This is a genomic window from Paenibacillus odorifer (assembly GCF_000758725.1).
In the GTDB taxonomy this organism is placed as follows: domain Bacteria; phylum Bacillota; class Bacilli; order Paenibacillales; family Paenibacillaceae; genus Paenibacillus_AQ; species Paenibacillus_AQ odorifer.
The window spans coordinates 5,965,771-5,983,995 of the sequence record NZ_CP009428.1 but is presented as its reverse complement, the minus strand read 5'-3'; the positions used below and the strand labels follow the sequence as shown (position 1 = coordinate 5,983,995).

Below are 18,225 nucleotides of genomic sequence, written 5' to 3'. Positions count from 1 at the left end.
ATAGATAAACAATTTTAAGGAGGGTTTATTTAATGGGAAGTAATAGAAAGATAAAAGCCAAAGCTACGGCATTAACGCTCACTTCTATTATGCTGCTCGGTGTGCTTGCAGGCTGCGGCGGTAACAATGGCAACAACGGTAATGCTGCAGCTGGAAATACAGGCGGCAACGCAACTAATGCTGGAAATGCGACCAATGCGGCTGAGGATATTTCCCCGCTCACGATGACATTCTTCAGTGCAGACCCTAACCCGAACTGGACAGGTATGCAAGATGAAGTTGGTAAAGTGATTACGGAAAAAACGGGAGTAACCCTAAATGCTGAATATGCAGTTGGTGATCCTCAACAAAAAGTAGCCTTGATCGCAGCGAGCGGTGAATATCCGGATTTGATCAGTGCTAAGACTGATGTCAGCAAGCTGGTGGATGCAGGCGCAATGCTTGATCTAACAGACCTGATTGAAAAATATGCTCCGAATATCAAAAAAGTATTGGGCGAAGAAGGCATGAAACGTTCACGTTACAGTGACGATGATCATGCGATTTATGCCATCCCTACCTATGCAGGTGTAGACAACAAATATTTTGATGCTGGTGGCGGATTTGAACTACAGCACCGTGCTGTTAAAGAAGCTGGATATCCTGCAATCAAAACTGTTCAAGATTATGAGAACGTAATCAAGGCTTACCTGGAAAAACATCCTACCGATGAAAATGGTAACAAAAACATCGGCCTGACTCTGAATGCAGATGATTGGTACATGTACATTACAGTAACTAACCCAGCATTTATTACTACTGGTTCTCCTGACGATGGTGAATATGCGATTGATATCGACACCCAAGAAGTAACTTATCACTTCCGTCGTCCGGCTGAAAAAGAATATTTCCGCTGGCTCAACCACATGAACGATATCGGATTGCTTGATCCAGAAAGTTTCGTTCAAAAGTATGATCAGTACAAAGCTAAAATCGCTACAGGCCGCGTTATTGGTTTGATTGACCAAGACTGGGGTTATGGCGATGGAGAAAGAGCATTGAAAGCTGAAGGCAAGCTGGATCAAGGCTATGGACACTATCCTGTAACCTTGTCTGAGGAGTACAAAGAAACCTCCTTCTGGCCTACAGGCTTCATGGGTGGTAACGGAATTGGGATCAGCGTAGATGCTAAAGATCCAGTTCGTGCAATTAAATTCCTGGACTACCTAGCTTCCGACGAAGGTCAAGTATTGGTTAACTGGGGTATTGAAGGCAAACACTACAATGTTGTGGATGGCAAACGCGTCATTCCTGAAGATGTGAACGACCGTAAATATAATGACACTACCAACTTCCAAAAAGAAACTGGCTTGGGTAATGTCGGTTCAAACTACGCATTGCTGAGCGCTCACTATGGCGACGGTGTATTGGATCCATCTGGTAACTACTACACAACTCGTTTCCCTGAGCAAGTAACCGTAGGTTACAATGCGGTTGAAAAAGAAACACTTGCTGCTTACAAAGCAACAACTTGGAAAGACCTCTTCCCTAGTGAAGATGAGTTCAAAGTTAAACCTTGGGGCGCGGCATGGAACATCACGATTCCTGGGGATAGCGAAATTGTCGTTCTTGACAACAAGCTGAAGGATATCAGTTGGAAACGGATCCCTGAAGCAATCTTGTCTAAACCAGCTGATTTCGATAAAGTTTGGGATGCTTACATGGCTGAGCTAGATAAAGCTGGTGTAACGAAAGCTGAAGATTTGCGTGAAGAGCTGGTTAAACAACGCGTGAAACTTTGGAATGATTAATTATTAAATTTCGTCTAATACAATAAAAGCATGAAGATGGCGGGAAGTCCGAACGAAAGTCCGGGCCTCCCGCTGATTGCTTTTCACCGGTCATAACAGGACAGGAGGAATATACATGGGAGAGAGCAAGAACTCCGGACAGCATGAGTTATGGTACAAGCAGCCGGCGGCTGTATGGGAAGAGGCGCTGCCCGTAGGTAACGGCAGGCTGGGCGGCATGGTCTTTGGTGGAATCGAAGAAGAACGGATTCAATTAAATGAAGACACCTTATGGTCGGGTTTCCCGCGGGATAAAGCCAATTATGAGGCACTGCGGCATTTAGCCCCAGCCAAACAGCTAGTAGCAGAGGGAAAATACAAGGAAGCAGAAGCACTGGTGGACGCCAAAATGTTAGGCAGCCGGACGGAATCCTATCAACCACTTGGAGATTTGCGATTGAAGTTTAATTTTGCAGGTGCTGTAGAGGATTACCGGAGGGAACTTGATCTGGATCGGGCGTTGGCTACGGTATCCTATACTGCCGATGGTGTAAGGATCGTACGTGAAGTATTGGCCAGCAGACCGGATGAGCTTATAGCTCTTCATATCCGTGCGGAGGGGGGAGAGGGCCAAGCTACTCTGCCAGATTTCTGGGCGGATCTGGCATCACCGCATCCTTCCCACTCGGAGATTACTCCGAATGGCATGCTTATTATGACTGGCCGTGCCCCGTCGCATGTGGCTGATAACTACGTAGGGGATCACCCGCGTGCCGTATTATATGAAGAGGGCCTTGGCATAAGTTTTGCTGCGGTTATGGAGATCCAGACGGAAGGTGGGGCTTGTGTAGCGGAGAACGGCTCGCTGTTGATTTCTGGCGCGCACTCCATTACCCTTCGTCTGGCTGCGGCAACCGATTATGCCGGGTATGACCGGATGCCGGGAAGCGGTGGCAAGCTGCCAGCGGAATTGTGCCTAGAGCAGTTAGCTTCAGCCTCAAAAGGATACGCAGAGCTTAAGCAGCGCCACCTAGAGGATCATCAATCCCTGTTCCGCCGTGTGCAGTTGACGCTTGCATCTGCTGCCTCCCGGGGAGAGCTTCCGACTGATGAGCGACTGGCACAATACCGCGAAGGACAGACGGATCCTGAACTGGAAGCGCTACTGTTCCAGTATGGCCGCTATCTTATGATTGCTGGCTCACGGCCGGGGACACAAGCTCTGAATCTGCAGGGCATTTGGAATCCCTATATTCAGCCACCATGGAACAGCAATTATACGACAAATATAAACACCGAAATGAATTATTGGCCGGCCGAGTTATGCGGATTGGGCGAATGCCATGAACCTTTAATAGATTTTATTACGGAGCTTAGCGTGGCTGGCAGCCGTACAGCGAATATTCATTATGCCGCACGCGGCTGGACAGTACACCATAATACCGATTTGTGGCGGATGACTTCTCCATCAGACGGTAAGGCGATGTGGGCTTTTTGGCCGATGGGCGGGGTATGGCTCTCTCGCCATCTATGGGAGCGTTACGCTTTCCGTCCAGATGAGGACTATTTGCGCACAGCTTATCCCTTATTAAAGGGAGCCGCATTGTTTTGTCTGGATTGGCTAGTGGAGCTGCCTGATGGAAGATGGACTACAGGTCTGTCTACCTCGCCAGAGAATGTATTTCTGACTGCTGAAGGCATACCATGCAGTGTCTCGGCTGGCTCAGCCATGGATTTATCGCTCATCGCTGAGTTGTTCAAGCACTGCATTCAGGCTGCTGACATTTTAAATACCGATGTAGAGCTGCGTCAGGAGCTTATGCAGAAACAGAAGCAGCTTGCCCACCAGGGGATCGCACCGGACGGAACTGTCCGCGAATGGAATGAGGATTTCGCTGAACAAGAGCCTGGGCATCGTCATGTTTCTCATTTGTATGACCTGTACCCTGGGAACGTAATTAGCCCTTCCTCCACACCAGAGCTAGCGGAGGCGGCAACATTCACACTGAAGAAACGCATAGAACACGGAGGTGGCCATACAGGCTGGAGCGCAGCTTGGTTGCTTAATCTTTATGCGCGTCTGAAGGATGCCGAGAGTGCGGTTAGCTGTCTACGTCGCATTTTGCAAGATTCCAGTTTGCCGAACCTGTTCGGTAATCACCCTCCGTTTCAGATTGATGGAAACTTCGGAACTACAGCCGGGATAGCAGAAATGCTCTTGCAGAGTCATCAGGAGGGTCTGGAACTATTACCTGCTCTTCCAAAGGAATGGTCTGAAGGCAGCGTGAAAGGTTTGGTGGCACGTGGTGGCTTTGTCACGACTATAGAATGGAGCGAGGGCTGTTTAACAAGGGCAGAGGTTACCTCGACTCATGGCCGATCCTGCAGAATTGTTCAACACCAGCCTTTGCTCATTCAAAAACCGGATGGTACACAGATTGAAGGAGCGGGGCTGGAATTTGAAACAGCAATCGGAGAGACCTATATCATTACACCCCTAAAGAAATAATCCATATCGGTCTGGCTTAGTGGCTGTTCTCAGAGTAGAATTATTCTACAGAGAACAGTCTTTTTTTGCCCAAGTCCTCATTATCTATTAAATGGAGGGTTTTGAATAAGTCTGTAGGAGCCGGAGGATCAGAATAATTATGTGGAAAAAACGCTTCACGTTGGCAAAAGTCATTCTTGGAGGAGTGATTATTTGCGCAGCCATTCCCCCGACATTGTATTGGACCTGGGGGCATGCTTATGCGGCCACGACTTCACCGACCGTTCGTTCTGTAAGTGAAATTGCCCAGAAGCTAACCGGTGCGATGAATAATCGTAGAGAAACTATCACTTTTACTTATGAGGGGAAAACCTCGAATTTAAAAACACAGATACAAACGGGTCTAGATCAAGCGATGAATAGCGATCCCTATTTGTATTACATCATAGACAGCTACGGATACACTTATCGAGGGAGCAAAAGCTCTGTAAAGGTTACAGTAGAAGTGAAATACTTGGAAACGCTGGAGCAGACCGCTTTTGTGAACAAAGAAGTAAAGGCAACGCTCAAGAAGATCATTACACCGGGCATGAATAATCATCAGAAGGTTAAGGCTATCCACGACTGGGTGGTGCTGCGTCTGAAGTATGATACCTCTTATCGTAAATATACGGCTTATGAAGGTCTGAAGAGTGGCAGTGCCGTTTGCCAGGGGTATTCGCTGTTGACCTATAAGCTGCTCAAGGAAGCGGGATTCAGTAATAAAATCGTTGAGGGCACTGCAAAACAGCCGGGAGGACGCAGCCAGTCTCATGCTTGGAATCTAGTGCTGCTCGAAGGAAGATGGTATCATCTCGACACAACTTGGGATGACCCGACACCTGATAAAGCCGGCGTGGTAAGCACCGCGTATTACTTGAAGACTGATGCACAAATGCGTCAGGACCATAGCTGGACGAAGTCTTATCCGGCAGCCTCGGTTGCCTATTATAAGACCTTGTCGGCACTTGTAGAGCGTGGAGGACAGAGCGCCGGGGTGTATAAGCAGCTTCAGAAGGACCTTAATTATGAGCTGTATGCCGAGGAGCGGATTGTACGTTCAGCAGCAGATTTAATTCAGCTGGCGAATAAGGCTGTCGCTTCAGGAGAGGGATCTTTATTATTCCGTTATCACGGTAGTGGAACCCAGCTGAAGAATGATCTACAGGAATTATATAAACTTGGACTAGAGGATGTGTCTTATTCTAGCACTTCTTTTGATAATACGGGTGATCTAAAAGTGTATGTGACTTGGGAATAGGCAAAGGGCTAAGTAAAATCAGGAGTTGAATATACTAGATTGATTTATATAAAAAGGGATATCTTGCAGCCTTTCAGGCTTCTGGATATCCCTTTTTTGAGGAGTCTATTTATTCTGGGTGAGTACTAAGATCGCATTTATCCAAAGGAATAATATTACTCTTGCGGAAGAAGCGATAGCCGGCCCAAATCAAGACGAATAATGGCAGGCTGATATAGGAAACGGCAATACCGTACCAGTCGATGCTTCCACCTGAGAAGGCGCCCATATTCTGGCCAAGGATGGCTACCGCACAAAGTACTAAGGCAAATATAGGTCCAAACGGGAACCATCTAGCCCGGTAAGGCAGCTCATCAAGGGAATGACCTTGGGCTATAAAGGCGCGTCTGAAACGATAATGGCAGACAGCGATGCCGAGCCAGTTAATAAATCCACACATACCGGAAGCATTAAGCAGCCAGTTGTATACGGCACCGTCACCAAAGAATGATGCCAAAAAGGCCAACATACCGACAGCTGTGGTCACGAGCAAAGCTCCAACGGGAACACCGCGGCGATTAAGCTTGCCTAGAGCACGTGGAGCCATTCCATCTTTAGCCATAGCGTACAGGACGCGGGTGGAGGCGTACATTCCCGAGTTCCCGGCTGACAATACGGAGCTGAGAATGACAGCATTCATGACGGATGCGGCAATAGCAAGCCCAGCTTTATTAAATACGATCGTAAATGGACTGACTCCGATATCATCAATACCACCGCGTAGCAGATCTGGATTCGTGTAAGGAATCAGCATTCCAATTACAAGTATAGCGAGGATATAAAAGATTAATATACGCCAGAATACTTGGCGAATAGCAATAGGTACGTTGCGGCGAGGGTTCTCACTCTCACCTGCTGCAACACCGATTAGCTCGGTGCCTTGGAAGGAGAATCCCGCAGCCATAAAGACACCGACGAAAGCGAAGAAGCCACCGTGGAAGGAGCTACCCCCGATCTGGAAATTGCTGAAGCCTACGGCTTTTCCACCCATGATTCCGAAAATCATCAAAACTCCGACAATAAGAAAGGCGATAACAGTAATAATTTTGATAATGGCAAACCAATATTCTGATTCTCCGTATCCACGAGCAGACAGGAAGTTAAGACCGAACATCAACAGCAGGAATACAAGACTCCAGAGAAAGGAGGGACTGTCCGGGAACCAGTATTTAATAATGACGGTGGCGGCAGATAATTCTGCTGCAATCGTAACCGCCCAGTTATACCAGAAGTTCCAGCCGATGGCGAACCCAAAAGCGGGGCTGACGAAACGCGTGCCGTAAGTGCTAAATGAGCCCGAATCCGGTAAATAGGTAGCGAGCTCTCCCAGACTGGTCATGAGGAAATAAACCATAACACCAACAGCCGTATAGGCTAGAAGTGCTCCACCGGGTCCGGCTGAAGCGATAGCGCCACCACTGGCGAGGAAGAGTCCAGTACCAATAGATCCTCCAAGCGCAATCATGGTCAAATGCCTTGCTTTAAATGATTTTTTTAGCTCAGGCGGGTTACTAATGTTGCCTTGTGCTAGATTTTGCTGCTTGCCCTGCATGATTTGACACTCCTTATGATCTAATCTTTCAATTCATGAACGGGGAGTGCTGAGCTGCTTCCTCCCGCAGAGCGGGAGAGTGTATTTGGTGGTCTCCATGAGGTAATGGACAAACACCAAACATACAAATTCTGTAAACGCAAAGAAACCGCAGACTATATCTGCGGTTTCCATCTATACAGCTCCGCATCATACTCCCTGTGAAGATAGCGCAACACATTATGACCTGCTACTATGCAGGTTATACAATGTGACAGTTCCGTGCCTTTCGGCAACGGCCCCAGCCTGCACCGCTGTAAGAGCGACAGTGCAGACTTCGGCAGATATTCCTTTCGACGCGATTCATAGACGGCTCTAACGTCTCCACGCGCGTACTCTTTATATCCGCGACCTCTACCTCATCTTAGTATGACGAGGCTATCTTTACTTCATTCATTTATAAACAACAGGAATTAGTATAAAGCAAGTTCGCAAGTCAAGCAATGACAAAATCCGGTAGGGAACATTAGTTACGACGACGTTCTGACATTTGCTGCCAAACTGTGCCCGCCGCTGCTTCACCGGAAGCGATACGTTCCAAAGCCATTTTGGCCTGAAGTCCAACCTCGAATTCCGGATCTTCCGCCGCAACTGACAGCGCTGCTTGGGCATCGGATGTGCCCACCTCATAGAGGAAACGTGCTGCGCGCCAGCGGACAAGCTTGCTCTTATCCGTCAGTGCCGCCGTCATCACAGGCGTGGCGGCAGGATCGCCGATGTCGGACAGCGTATCGCCTGCCGTACGTCTCACGGCTGGCGCGCTGTCTGCCATCGCCTCATAGAGCAGCTCCATCGCTTCGGGCGTGCGAAGGTCGCCCAGATACACGACCGCAAGCCTGCGAATATGCAGCTTGGGATCGTGCAGCGCCGCCTTAAGCTCCGGCAGGAGCTCCGCCGTCGGCGTAAGATCCTCCAGCGCGGCGTAGCGCACGCGCCAATCCTCATGCTTCAGGTCTCGCAGCAGCTCATCCTGACTGCGGGTTCGTCTCTGCTCGACGAACTCGCCTTCAGCGCCGTGCGCAATGGCTTGCTGCACGAGAGAGTCGAGGCGTTCCTGCGGATACGCCGCTTCAACCTCTTGCTCCACCTCGCGTGCAATCTCCGCGGGCTCGCCATAACGCACGCCGTAATCAGTGAGCTTACGCTCTTTAATCATCACGGCGCTAGCCACATCCATAACCGCCTTCGTGAAGCGGTTTGCTAAGGAGATGCGCTCTTCATTCGCGCCGGTCTTAACGCGGATTTGCAGCGGAATTCCGCGGAACATCTGGACGAAGACTTGGGCTTCGCCGAAATGAGCGCCAGCGTTCTCATCGGCAAGATTCCAATCGTCAATTAAGCCTTCGCTGTTGCCGAAGCGGTTCTGGACTTCTCTTAGAATCGCTGCCCAATCCGCATTGCCCTTGCGTTCGAGCGCTGCAAAGTCAGCAGCATGATAGATGCTAATAACGCCCGGTATCGTTAACATTTCGCGTGCCCAGGCAGGTGCGGAACGTTCACTTTCTGGTGTATAGGTTCTGCGGATTCCAGGTTCCAGACTTTCGTCCAAATGAAGCTTCATCGTATTTGGACTTGGAGTCGGTTCAATAAAAGTAATCTTCATACGTAGCTCCCCCTTGAACGGTATATGCACCGCCATACTTTATACACATATTATCTCATTTCTGGCGTGAAACACAAAAGGGTGCTTAGATATTTTGCGGAAAAAGGGCGCACCCTTACCAAGTAACTTGTATATTTTGCAAAATACTCTGCCGTTCAATATAGTTGTATTATATTCGCTAAAGTAAAGCGTGCTCGGCAAACTTCTAAAGATGAGGTGCTCTATGGTTAAATTTCGCTACAATAACCTCGACAATGTGAGTACCGATAAAACACTTAAAGAGTTTCGTAAGTGGCGGGAGGAGCGTCGACGGAAGAAAAAAGATTATTCATATGTAGTGCCAAGTACGCCACCGAGGTTATCTTATCTGGCTGAGAATCGGCTGGAGACTACCATTACGTGGATTGGGCATTCCACGTTTTTCCTTCAATATGAAGGGATGAATATCATTACTGATCCAATCTGGGCGAGAAGACTAGGCTTTGAGAAAAGATTGGGGCAACCCGGGATTCCGCTCAGCGAAGTGCCTCCCATTGACCTGATTCTGATCTCGCACTCTCATTATGACCACTTGCATATGGCTTCTATCCGTAAATTATATAGAGCAGGGACAACCCTTGTTGTTCCTATAGGTTTGAAACGAAAGATGCTCCGCAAAGGATTTCGCAACTGCATAGAAATGGAATGGTGGCAGGAAAATACGCTAGGTAAAATTAAGCTTACCTTCGTGCCGACTCAGCACTGGACGCGGAGAACGCCTTGGGACACGAATACTTCTCATTGGGGAGGATATATTCTGCAGCCGATCGAATCGGATAGCGACAAGCTGCCCCCAAACCTGTATTTCGCAGGAGATAGCGGTTATTTTCCGGGTTTTAAGGAGATTGGGAGCCGCTATAAGCTTCATGTTGCACTCATGCCGATTGGAGCTTATGAACCGGAGTGGTTCATGACCTCGCAGCATGTAACCCCTGAAGAGGCTATACAAGCATTTGTAGATGTTGGAGCGGAGACCATGATTCCGATGCATTACGGCACCTATAGACTTGCTGATGATACGGCCCGGGAAGCGCTGGATCGGATGGAAAGTGCCCGGCTTAAACAAGGTATTTCTGAAGAAAGAATCCGTACGCTCAGTTATGGTGAAACGCTTGTTATACAACCCGAGAATCGCATAACTGGACAATAATTGAAAAAATTCCTCCTTACTGGCGACCTCTGTACAGCAGCTGGAATAACTTTAGTATTGGAGAGAACAGCTGAAAAGGCTATTTTACGGGCTTTTTGCTCTCTATTTATGCTATAATGAGCCGAAACCCTAAGTGAAAAGGATGGTAATGCGTAATGATTAGCACAAGCGGCGTAACACTCCGCTACGGAAAACGCGCTCTCTTTGAAGATGTAAACATAAAATTCACCCCTGGTAACTGCTACGGTTTGATTGGCGCCAATGGTGCCGGTAAATCAACCTTTCTGAAAATTCTGTCTGGTGAGATCGAAGCAAATACCGGTGAGGTACATGTTACACCAGGCGAACGTCTCGCAGTACTCAAACAGAACCATTTTGAGTATGATGAATTCCCAGTACTTGAGACCGTAATTATGGGTCATACACGTCTTTATGAAATTATGAAAGAAAAGGACACGCTTTATGCGAAGTCCGATTTCACAGAAGCGGATGGCCTGCGTGCAGGGGAGCTTGAAGGTGAGTTCGCTGAGCTTAACGGCTGGGATGCTGAGCCAGATGCAGCTGCCATGCTGATTGGTCTCGGAATTATGCGTGAACTGCATGACAAAAAAATGGCCGAACTGAGCGGCAATGAAAAGGTACGGGTACTCTTGGCGCAAGCCTTGTTTGGCCGTCCAAATAACCTGCTGCTAGATGAGCCTACCAACCACTTGGATCTCGAATCTATTGGCTGGTTAGAGAACTTCCTCATGGACTATGAAGGTACTGTTATCGTCGTATCCCATGACCGTCACTTCCTGAATAAAGTATGTACGCATATTGCGGATATTGATTTTGGCAAAATCCAAATGTACGTCGGCAACTACGACTTCTGGTATGAGTCCAGTCAGCTTGCGCAAGCTTTGCAGCGTGATTCGAACAAGAAGAAGGAAGATAAAATCAAGGAATTGCAGGCATTTATCCAGCGTTTCTCGGCCAATGCTTCCAAGTCTAAACAAGCGACATCACGTAAGAAACAACTTGAGAAAATTACACTGGACGATATTCGTCCGTCGAACCGTAAATATCCGTTCCTCAACTTCAAACCTGAACGTGAAGCGGGTAAACAATTGCTGACAGTCAGCGGTTTGTCCAAAGCGGTTGAAGGTGAAAAGCTTCTTGATGAAATCAGCTTTGTAGTAAACAAAGGGGATAAGATTGCTTTTGTGGGCCCTTACTCCCAGCCTAAATCACTGCTGTTTGATGTGATCATGGGTGAGCAAGAAGCGGATGCGGGGGAATATACATGGGGAGTAACTACAACTCAAGCGTATTTCCCGAAAGACAACTCCAGCTATTTCGATGGTGTAGAAATGAATCTTGTAGAATGGCTACGCCAGTATTCTAAAGATCAGGACGAAACTTTCCTGCGTGGATTCTTGGGCCGTATGTTGTTCGCCGGAGAAGAAGCACTGAAGAAAGCAAGCGTGCTGTCCGGGGGCGAGAAGGTTCGCTGTATGCTGGCCAAAATGATGCTCAACGGCGCAAACGTGCTTGTGTTCGATGAACCAACCAACCACTTGGATCTGGAATCCATCACGGCACTGAATAACGGGCTGATCGATTTCGATGGCACGATTCTATTCACTTCCCATGACCATCAGTTCATCCAAACCATTGCTAACCGCATCATCGAGATTACACCTACAGGTGTAATTGACCGCTCCATGAGCTACGATGAATATTTGGAGAATCCAGAAATTAAGGAAATGCGCCAGCGCATGTATCCTGTAGAAGTATAATATTTAATTTCCGCTATGCGGAAGGAACCCATGAAGCAGCTACTCTAATCCTTTTAGGATCAGGGTAGCTGTCTTTATAATTTCGATTTTGAAAAGTTATTAACAAGTAGAATTCTACGGGGAGTATACGCGGGGCTTCTAAGACGGGAGTCTTTAGCCCTTGAGTTTTCCAAAGCGCATGTTTTCAGCTGGCTAATCGTACAATAAAGAGAATCAGTTATGAATTTGAAGAGTTCTAATCCATCCTATGAGGCAGGACGAACGTATAAACGGCTGCGTTTCCCCGAGGGATTCGCAGCCGTTTATGTTTAAATATAAGTAAATACTAAGATCCGCCAGTACGACGGCGTTGGTTGTTAGGCTTTTTGTTATTTTGGCTTTTTAGCGGTTTGGCGGAACCAGCCTGAAATGTGGATCCAGGTTTGGAGGAAGATTGTTGTTTCTTCTGCTCCAGTTTTTTACGGATAGCTTCCGCTAAGTTGATTTTTCCTTTATCGTTGCTTTCGCTCATTATGATAACCTCCTTCGAAGCAAGTCCTTACACTTTATTCTAATTGTTTTTAAATGCTGCCACAAGGGCAAGAATAATTGAAAGAATTCTTTTCCGTATTTTAAATAATCGGGGAAAAAGAGGGGGAGCCAAGATGACTGATATTTACGAAGATATACGTAAAGGGGAACGAGGAGCTTGGGTTAGCATAGCGGCTTACCTCATCCTATCATCATTCAAGCTGGTTTGCGGTTATTTATTTGCATCTAGCGCACTCGTAGCGGACGGGGTCAACAATTTAACAGATATCGTGGCATCCATAGCTGTGCTGGTGGGTTTACGGATTTCGCGGAAGCCACCTGACTCTGACCACGCTTATGGGCATTTCCGCGCAGAGACCGTAGCGGCGTTGTTGGCTTCTTTTATCATGGCGGTAGTGGGCATTCAAGTGATTGTAGAGGCGGTGCGGTCCTTTTTCGATCGTACAAAAGAAACGCCACAGCTCTGGTCGGCAGGGGTGGCTATTGTATGTGCAGTGGCTATGATGGGAGTATATATATATAACAAAAGACTGGCCAAGCAAATTAACAGTGGGGCACTTATGGCAGCGGCTAAGGATAATTTTTCTGATGCTATGGTCAGTGTTGGAGCCGCAGTTGGGATTGTAGGCGCACAGTTTGGTTTGCCATGGATTGATTCCGCAGCGGCTGTTCTTGTCGGACTCATTATCTCCAAGACTGCTTGGGATATTTTTCGTGATTCGACCTATCGGCTTACCGATGGCTTTGATGAAGATAAATTGATGGATCTACGCAGTACGATTGCTCGAACGCCGGGAGTAGAAGAGATTAAAGATGTGAAGGCACGGGTTCATGGTAATCATGTGCATGTGGATGTTGTAGTGGAGGTGGATGCGAATATTTCTGTGACGGAAGGTCATGAAATAAGTGATTCCATCGAAGAAAGAATGAGCAAAATGCATAATATTATGAATGTGCAGGTGCACGTGGAACCTAAAAAATAAATTAAAAATTCTATATTAAGGGAAAAACACACATATTCAAGGAGAAATCAAGACTTTAGACCTGTATGTTACCATAAAGTGGCATGATTATATGTGAAATTTGGAGCATGTTCCAAATCCCGGGCAAGCCTATAATGAGGGCATAAAGGAATAATGTAGTACAATCCTTTATTGAAATCTCATCATGGAATTTGGGGGAACGTATGATCAAATCACATAAGCAAATTACAGCATCTTTGTTAGTATCTGCTGCAATTGTTGCAGGTTTAGGAGTATCTGCTCCTGGACAAGCAGCGGCAGCCTCAAGTTCATCTAATTCAGTTACAGCAGCTTCAGCCGTTCAAACAGGTGTGATCGAGGCTAGTGTTCGCCTTCGCAGCACCCCTTCTACTGACGGAGAAATAGTGAAGTACTTGCAAAAGGGAGATCAAGTGCAGATCCTTTCGCAGCCTAACAGCTATTGGTATCAAGTAAAAACGGCTGATGGTTCAGTGGGTTATACAAGTGCAGGAGATAAGTATATCAGCGTATCCTCTGCTTCAGTAACGACACCATCGGCACAAACTGGCACCATTAAGTATGGTGTGAATCTTCGGGTTTCACCTTCAACAAGCGGAAAAGTAATGAAGCTTTTGAATAAGGGAGAAAAAGTAGAAGTTCTGGCACAGCCTAACAGTTACTGGTATCAAGTTAAAGCGGCGGATGGTAGCATCGGATATATAAGTTCAAGTGATCAATATAGTACACTTTCAGGAAACGGTGGGGGATCTGGAACGGTAACGCCTACACCAACACCTACACCAACACCCAATCCGCCTATAACAACACCGGGGGCTTCAGCCCAAATCGAACGGGTAATTGCTGCAGGCATGGGATATCTAGGAACGCCTTATGAGTATGGCTCCAGCAGAAATGATACAAGAACCTTTGACTGCTCGGACTTCATCCGGCAAATTTTTATGGATGCTGCGAATCTCAAACTGCCGGCGGATTCCCGTCAACAAGGAGATTGGGTGAAGTCGAATAGTACGATGGTTACGTCTATTTCCAATTTGAAGCGCGGCGACTTAATGTTCTTTATGGATTATAAGGGAAATTCTGCTTCTGCTTATGAGGGAATCGACAAATCTACAGCTAGAATATCGCATGTTGCTATGTATCTAGGAGATGGACAAGTTCTACAAACTTATTCCGTAGCTTCAGGCGGGGTAAGAGTAGATAAACTAAGCGCTTCTTGGATGAATCGTTTTCTCTACGGAGGTTCGGTCATTCGCTAAATATATGAAAAATGCAGGAGCGACAGCATCGCATGTTTGTGACGGGTGAACGATGGCGGGCGTACGCGCAAGAGGGCTATCCTTTTAGTAGAATTCTCTACTGAGGGGGTAGCTCTTCCTGTTTTATCTGTTCAGAATATGCACTCTCCACATAAAAAAAGGGCAGTACCATCGGCCATTTTTCTGGCTCTTGGGACACCCTTTTTTCGCATATTGATAATTAAGGTAAGATCACATTGGCTGTTACAGGAACCTTAACCCATGCTTTTCCTAGCCAAGTGTAGATTTCTCTCCATTCATTACCCCAAGTGTCCGAAATAACTTCACCTGTTGTATCAAGAGTCTGAACGCCAAGCCAGCCTGCTGGAATTATACCTCCGACGGAAAAGTAGAAAGGTGTTTTCTCGGTCAGCACTATTTGTGGTGTTGCTGGAATCATATCCGCTGGAGTGATAATTGTTTCAAAAGAATTGCTGTAAGTGCTTCCAGTTACGGTTGCAGGATCCGTAGTAGTGTTAGTTACTTCAGCTGCTGAAGCTGTAGCAGCAATGGAAGCCATAAGACCTAAGGCTACTGTAAGGCTGGCGATTTTTTTCATGTTTGGTTCCTCCTAGTGGGGGTTGGATGTATTTTTTTCCAAAAGCGCTGTTTGCTAATATGCTAGTAAACGTAAATGATGCGTGATGAACCACCCATTCAACATTTCTTATTTTCTCAAGTGACATCCGTGCAGGAATGACCTATACTTTCTGCATGATGAATAAGATATATGGATAGATATGGGAGGGATACGACAGTCACACCATTAAAATGAGGGGCTACTACATAGATCTACCTCTGCGTCCCGTGAAGAGAGAAATTACAAACAGAACCAGGAAGACGAAGAACAGGATCTTAGCAAGACCAGCGGCGGCGGCTACAAGGTTGAAGAAACCAAAGATTCCGGCGATTACTGCGACTACAAGTAGTATTGCGGACCATTTTAACATTACATATCACCTATCCTTTTTTGATTAATGTAGTCATTGTATAAACGGGGACTTTGATTTTGAAACAAAAGGGAAGAGGGACTCTTGACAAGACTCGACAAGATGTTTCGGCTTATGGGACCAGGGGTAACTATGCAGTATACAAGGCTGATTAGCCGATATTTATGAGATATGGAAGGGGTTATGAATATGATCATTGAACTTAGTGTAGCTCTCGTCGCAATTGCATTCGCAGTACTTGTTTTCTTTTTAATTAAAACCTTAAAGTCGGCAAAGGATTCACTCGACAAAGTCAGCCAAACCTTGGTGGAAGTACAGAAGACGATGGATGAGCTTACTTATGAAGTGAAAACGACGGTCAGACACGCAAATGAAATCACTGCCGATGTACAGCATAAGATTCAAAAGATTGACCCAGTCATCGATTCTGTCAAGAATCTGGGTGATGTCATGAATGAGCTGACCTTAACGGTCAAACAAGTGTCAGTCACAGTGATTGAGAAATATCGTAAATCGCGTGAGCTGAAGGAGAAGAGTAAGGAAGTCTCTATAAAAGAAGCTCCGTTAACTCCTGCTGAAGAACGTACTGTTAACTCCTATGATGCCATTTATGCTGAGAAGTCACCGGGAAAAATAGCTACAGTGCTAAAAGGTGTAGACGTAGCTGCAACTCTTTGGAAGAAATTTCGTCATTAAGCATAAGATAGTAAAGCTTCTGTAATCGGTGGCTGCAGATAAGAAAGGTGGGACACAACATGAACATGATGATCCTTTTATTTGGTCTTCTTTTCCCATACTTTGATGCGTCTCCACAGTTGGCGCCTATCGCTACTTTTATTGAACAACCTAAGTCGGTTCTCGCATTTGAACATGCTTCAGAATCCAGCCCATATATCAATGACTTTGATTCTCTGCAAGGTGTTGCTTTATATGCCACAAAGGAAGAAATGTTTCTGGCCAAAGGCAATCCGCTTGCGGTGACAAATGATCCATTACAAGAGACGGTGGAGTACCACTACGCAGATGTGACAGTGGGTGTGGGCGAGGGGATGGTACTTTATGTACATGTTTCACCTCCGCAAGCACGGCAGTTTGGTTTACATGTAGATGGTGTAGAAATCGATCCTGTAAGAGATAATTTGCAAGATACTTTGGGCAAACCGTATTTTATAGCTGAAGATGGGGATGTATATATGAGAGGGAATAATGCACTCAAAATATATCGAAATTTGGCGGGTGAATTTGAAGGAATTGATTTATTTGATAGTATTTCTTCCTAATGTGTTTCATATTTGAGCAAATTGGTTAATAAACATAGGCTGTCTTTAGAATAGAGTAACCTCCAGAACCACTAGGTATAGTGGGGCTGGAGGTTACTTTGCTGAATACGTAAATTGATCCTATGACTATATTTACATATTATGAAAATAGAAATAACACTGTAAAATAGCGTATGATATAGTTAGTAGGTTTGCAGAATTTTACGGTCGTAATACTATTCGTGTGAGGTGAAGATGATGAGAATCTTAATCGTGGATGACAATCCGACTAATGTTATCATTATCCGTGAAATCCTGAAAAAAGAAGATTACCGAAATTTCGTAACCGCATCTTCTGCTAAAGAGATGTTGGAAAGGCTTGGAATCGGTTCTGGGAGTGAAGATGGACGTCCCCGGATGTCAGATATTGATCTGATTTTACTGGATATGATGATGCCAGAAATGGATGGGATCGAAGCATGTCGTGTTGTGCAGCAATACGAACATCTTAAGGATATTCCAATAATAATGGTTACAGCTGTAGGCGATTCTAAGAAATTGGCCGAAGCGCTGGATGCAGGTGCAGTAGATTATGTTACGAAACCTATTAATAAAGTGGAGCTAATGGCCCGGATTCGGCTTGCTCTGCGGTTGAAACGTGAGAAAGATTGGCATAAAGAACGGGATCAGCGAATCCAGGAGGAGTTGAGACTGGCTGCGCTTGTGCAGAATGCTGTACTCAGCCTGCCGCTGCAGGAAGAGAATTTCGAGGTGCATGCTATCTATCAGCCTTCCTCTGAATTGGCAGGTGATTTATATGCGTGGTATCCCCTTGGGGATGGCCGATATGGCGTAATCCTCCTAGACATTATGGGACACGGTATATCATCATCTCTTTTTTGCATGTTCCTTGCGTCAGTATTAAAGGATACGGTAACTACCTATGTAGAGCCGGAAAAGGTAATTCAGGAACTCAATCGAAGGTTTAACCAACTTTATATTGAGAAAAAGCTGATTCAATACTATTTTACGACGATTTATCTTGTGATTGACACTCGTATAAAGCGTATTGACTATGTTAACGCTGGGCATCCACCTGCGCTGTTTTTTGAGGGCACAGCTAAGACTCCGGTCTTGCTGGAAAGTAATTGTCACCCTGTAGGCCTGTTTGAACGGATTGATATTCAGCCTCAGAGCTTGACCTACGAAGATGAAGGGCATTTGGTTCTCTATACAGATGGTCTGCTGGAGCTGGTTGAGGGTGAACAGGAAGAGCAGCTGAAGTTCATGATTAAGCATTTAAATGTTGAGCATGAATGGAAGGAAGAAACTATACGGGCTGCTTTTTTCAATGCTGATGTTCCTAAAGAGCGTGACGATGACAAATGTATAGTGTGGATCTCACTGAAGAAGGGAACAGAATGAG

Annotated in this window: 15 protein-coding genes and 1 riboswitch; of the genes, 10 read left to right on the top strand and 5 right to left on the bottom strand. The window is 46.1% G+C overall.

Translation table 11 applies throughout. The annotated features are described in order from the left end of the window. Nucleotides 1-32 precede the first annotated feature (32 nt). The 3 genes from PODO_RS26090 (at nucleotide 33) to PODO_RS26080 (ending at nucleotide 5,557) form a co-directional block, all read left to right on the top strand. Entirely contained in the window at nucleotides 33-1,790 is a 1,758-nt protein-coding gene (locus tag PODO_RS26090; RefSeq protein WP_080742630.1) for an ABC transporter substrate-binding protein, read from the top strand. Between the two features lie 115 nt (nucleotides 1,791-1,905). Continuing rightward, nucleotides 1,906-4,278, top strand: a complete 2,373-nt coding sequence (locus tag PODO_RS26085; RefSeq protein ID WP_038573342.1) for a glycoside hydrolase family 95 protein — start codon at nucleotides 1,906-1,908, stop codon at nucleotides 4,276-4,278. A gap of 139 nt (nucleotides 4,279-4,417) precedes the next feature. Continuing rightward, a complete protein-coding gene (locus PODO_RS26080; protein ID WP_038573340.1) occupies nucleotides 4,418-5,557 on the top strand; it encodes a transglutaminase domain-containing protein in 1,140 nt (379 codons plus the stop codon). 109 nt (nucleotides 5,558-5,666) lie between these two features. Here the strand turns inward: PODO_RS26080 and PODO_RS26075 are convergent, their stop codons facing one another. Further along, the gene (locus tag PODO_RS26075; RefSeq protein WP_052097335.1) at nucleotides 5,667-7,148 is read right to left on the bottom strand and encodes an amino acid permease; all 1,482 of its coding nucleotides are present in this window, start codon (nucleotides 7,146-7,148) and stop codon (nucleotides 5,667-5,669) included. Between the two features lie 199 nt (nucleotides 7,149-7,347). Next, nucleotides 7,348-7,552: riboswitch (Lysine riboswitch) on the bottom strand. 101 nt (nucleotides 7,553-7,653) lie between these two features. Continuing rightward, the gene (locus PODO_RS26070; protein WP_036680234.1) at nucleotides 7,654-8,790 is read right to left on the bottom strand and encodes a virulence factor; all 1,137 of its coding nucleotides are present in this window, start codon (nucleotides 8,788-8,790) and stop codon (nucleotides 7,654-7,656) included. Nucleotides 8,791-9,013: 223 nt separating this feature from the next. Between PODO_RS26070 and PODO_RS26065 the strand changes: the two genes are divergently transcribed. Together PODO_RS26065 and PODO_RS26060 are read left to right on the top strand one after the other, a co-directional pair. Next, nucleotides 9,014-9,979, top strand: coding sequence for an MBL fold metallo-hydrolase (locus tag PODO_RS26065; protein ID WP_038573338.1), 966 nt, complete (start codon nucleotides 9,014-9,016; stop codon nucleotides 9,977-9,979). 155 nt (nucleotides 9,980-10,134) lie between these two features. Beyond that, nucleotides 10,135-11,760, top strand: a complete 1,626-nt coding sequence (locus PODO_RS26060; protein WP_038573336.1) for an ABC-F family ATP-binding cassette domain-containing protein — start codon at nucleotides 10,135-10,137, stop codon at nucleotides 11,758-11,760. 325 nt (nucleotides 11,761-12,085) lie between these two features. On the opposite strand, the gene PODO_RS26055 is transcribed toward PODO_RS26060, so the two are convergent. After that, the gene (locus PODO_RS26055) at nucleotides 12,086-12,271 is read right to left on the bottom strand and encodes a hypothetical protein (protein ID WP_036680230.1); all 186 of its coding nucleotides are present in this window, start codon (nucleotides 12,269-12,271) and stop codon (nucleotides 12,086-12,088) included. A gap of 133 nt (nucleotides 12,272-12,404) precedes the next feature. Between PODO_RS26055 and PODO_RS26050 the strand changes: the two genes are divergently transcribed. Beyond that, a complete protein-coding gene (locus PODO_RS26050; RefSeq protein ID WP_038573333.1) occupies nucleotides 12,405-13,274 on the top strand; it encodes a cation diffusion facilitator family transporter in 870 nt (289 codons plus the stop codon). Nucleotides 13,275-13,477: 203 nt separating this feature from the next. Further along, a complete protein-coding gene (locus PODO_RS26045; protein ID WP_038573331.1) occupies nucleotides 13,478-14,551 on the top strand; it encodes a C40 family peptidase in 1,074 nt (357 codons plus the stop codon). 220 nt (nucleotides 14,552-14,771) lie between these two features. Here PODO_RS26045 and PODO_RS26040 read toward each other — a convergent pair whose 3' ends face one another. Both PODO_RS26040 and PODO_RS30790 read right to left on the bottom strand, forming a co-directional pair. Continuing rightward, on the bottom strand, nucleotides 14,772-15,149 hold the full coding sequence (locus PODO_RS26040) for a hypothetical protein (protein WP_036680226.1): 378 nt from the start codon (nucleotides 15,147-15,149) through the stop codon (nucleotides 14,772-14,774). A gap of 223 nt (nucleotides 15,150-15,372) precedes the next feature. Further along, nucleotides 15,373-15,540, bottom strand: coding sequence for a DUF1328 domain-containing protein (locus PODO_RS30790; protein ID WP_036680225.1), 168 nt, complete (start codon nucleotides 15,538-15,540; stop codon nucleotides 15,373-15,375). A gap of 189 nt (nucleotides 15,541-15,729) precedes the next feature. Between PODO_RS30790 and PODO_RS26030 the strand changes: the two genes are divergently transcribed. The 3 genes from PODO_RS26030 (at nucleotide 15,730) to PODO_RS26020 (ending at nucleotide 18,224) form a co-directional block, all read left to right on the top strand. Continuing rightward, nucleotides 15,730-16,236 (top strand): DUF948 domain-containing protein, encoded by a 507-nt coding sequence (locus PODO_RS26030; RefSeq protein WP_036680224.1) that lies wholly within the window; start codon nucleotides 15,730-15,732, stop codon nucleotides 16,234-16,236. 59 nt (nucleotides 16,237-16,295) lie between these two features. Continuing rightward, nucleotides 16,296-16,820: a hypothetical protein gene (locus PODO_RS26025; protein WP_051491114.1), complete on the top strand. Its 525-nt coding sequence runs from the start codon at nucleotides 16,296-16,298 to the stop codon at nucleotides 16,818-16,820. A gap of 237 nt (nucleotides 16,821-17,057) precedes the next feature. Then, nucleotides 17,058-18,224 carry a SpoIIE family protein phosphatase gene (locus PODO_RS26020; RefSeq protein ID WP_038573328.1) on the top strand — a complete coding sequence of 389 codons (1,167 nt, stop codon included), beginning with the start codon at nucleotides 17,058-17,060 and terminating at the stop codon, nucleotides 18,222-18,224. Nucleotide 18,225 lies beyond the last annotated feature (1 nt).

Bases quoted from the DNA above. Each gene is read 5' to 3' on its own strand.
- PODO_RS26045 (WP_038573331.1), top strand. From the start codon at position 13,478: ATGATCAAATCACATAAGCAAATTACAGCATCTTTGTTAGTATCTGCT.
- PODO_RS26070 (WP_036680234.1), bottom strand. From the start codon at position 8,790: ATGAAGATTACTTTTATTGAACCGACTCCAAGTCCAAATACGATGAAG.
- PODO_RS26050 (WP_038573333.1), top strand. From the start codon at position 12,405: ATGACTGATATTTACGAAGATATACGTAAAGGGGAACGAGGAGCTTGG.
- PODO_RS26040 (WP_036680226.1), bottom strand. From the start codon at position 15,149: ATGAAAAAAATCGCCAGCCTTACAGTAGCCTTAGGTCTTATGGCTTCC.
- PODO_RS26060 (WP_038573336.1), top strand. From the start codon at position 10,135: ATGATTAGCACAAGCGGCGTAACACTCCGCTACGGAAAACGCGCTCTC.
- PODO_RS26075 (WP_052097335.1), bottom strand. From the start codon at position 7,148: ATGCAGGGCAAGCAGCAAAATCTAGCACAAGGCAACATTAGTAACCCG.
- PODO_RS26085 (WP_038573342.1), top strand. From the start codon at position 1,906: ATGGGAGAGAGCAAGAACTCCGGACAGCATGAGTTATGGTACAAGCAG.
- PODO_RS26065 (WP_038573338.1), top strand. From the start codon at position 9,014: ATGGTTAAATTTCGCTACAATAACCTCGACAATGTGAGTACCGATAAA.
- PODO_RS26055 (WP_036680230.1), bottom strand. From the start codon at position 12,271: ATGAGCGAAAGCAACGATAAAGGAAAAATCAACTTAGCGGAAGCTATC.
- PODO_RS26090 (WP_080742630.1), top strand. From the start codon at position 33: ATGGGAAGTAATAGAAAGATAAAAGCCAAAGCTACGGCATTAACGCTC.
- PODO_RS26080 (WP_038573340.1), top strand. From the start codon at position 4,418: ATGTGGAAAAAACGCTTCACGTTGGCAAAAGTCATTCTTGGAGGAGTG.
- PODO_RS30790 (WP_036680225.1), bottom strand. From the start codon at position 15,540: ATGTTAAAATGGTCCGCAATACTACTTGTAGTCGCAGTAATCGCCGGA.
- PODO_RS26025 (WP_051491114.1), top strand. From the start codon at position 16,296: ATGAACATGATGATCCTTTTATTTGGTCTTCTTTTCCCATACTTTGAT.
- PODO_RS26030 (WP_036680224.1), top strand. From the start codon at position 15,730: ATGATCATTGAACTTAGTGTAGCTCTCGTCGCAATTGCATTCGCAGTA.
- PODO_RS26020 (WP_038573328.1), top strand. From the start codon at position 17,058: ATGAGAATCTTAATCGTGGATGACAATCCGACTAATGTTATCATTATC.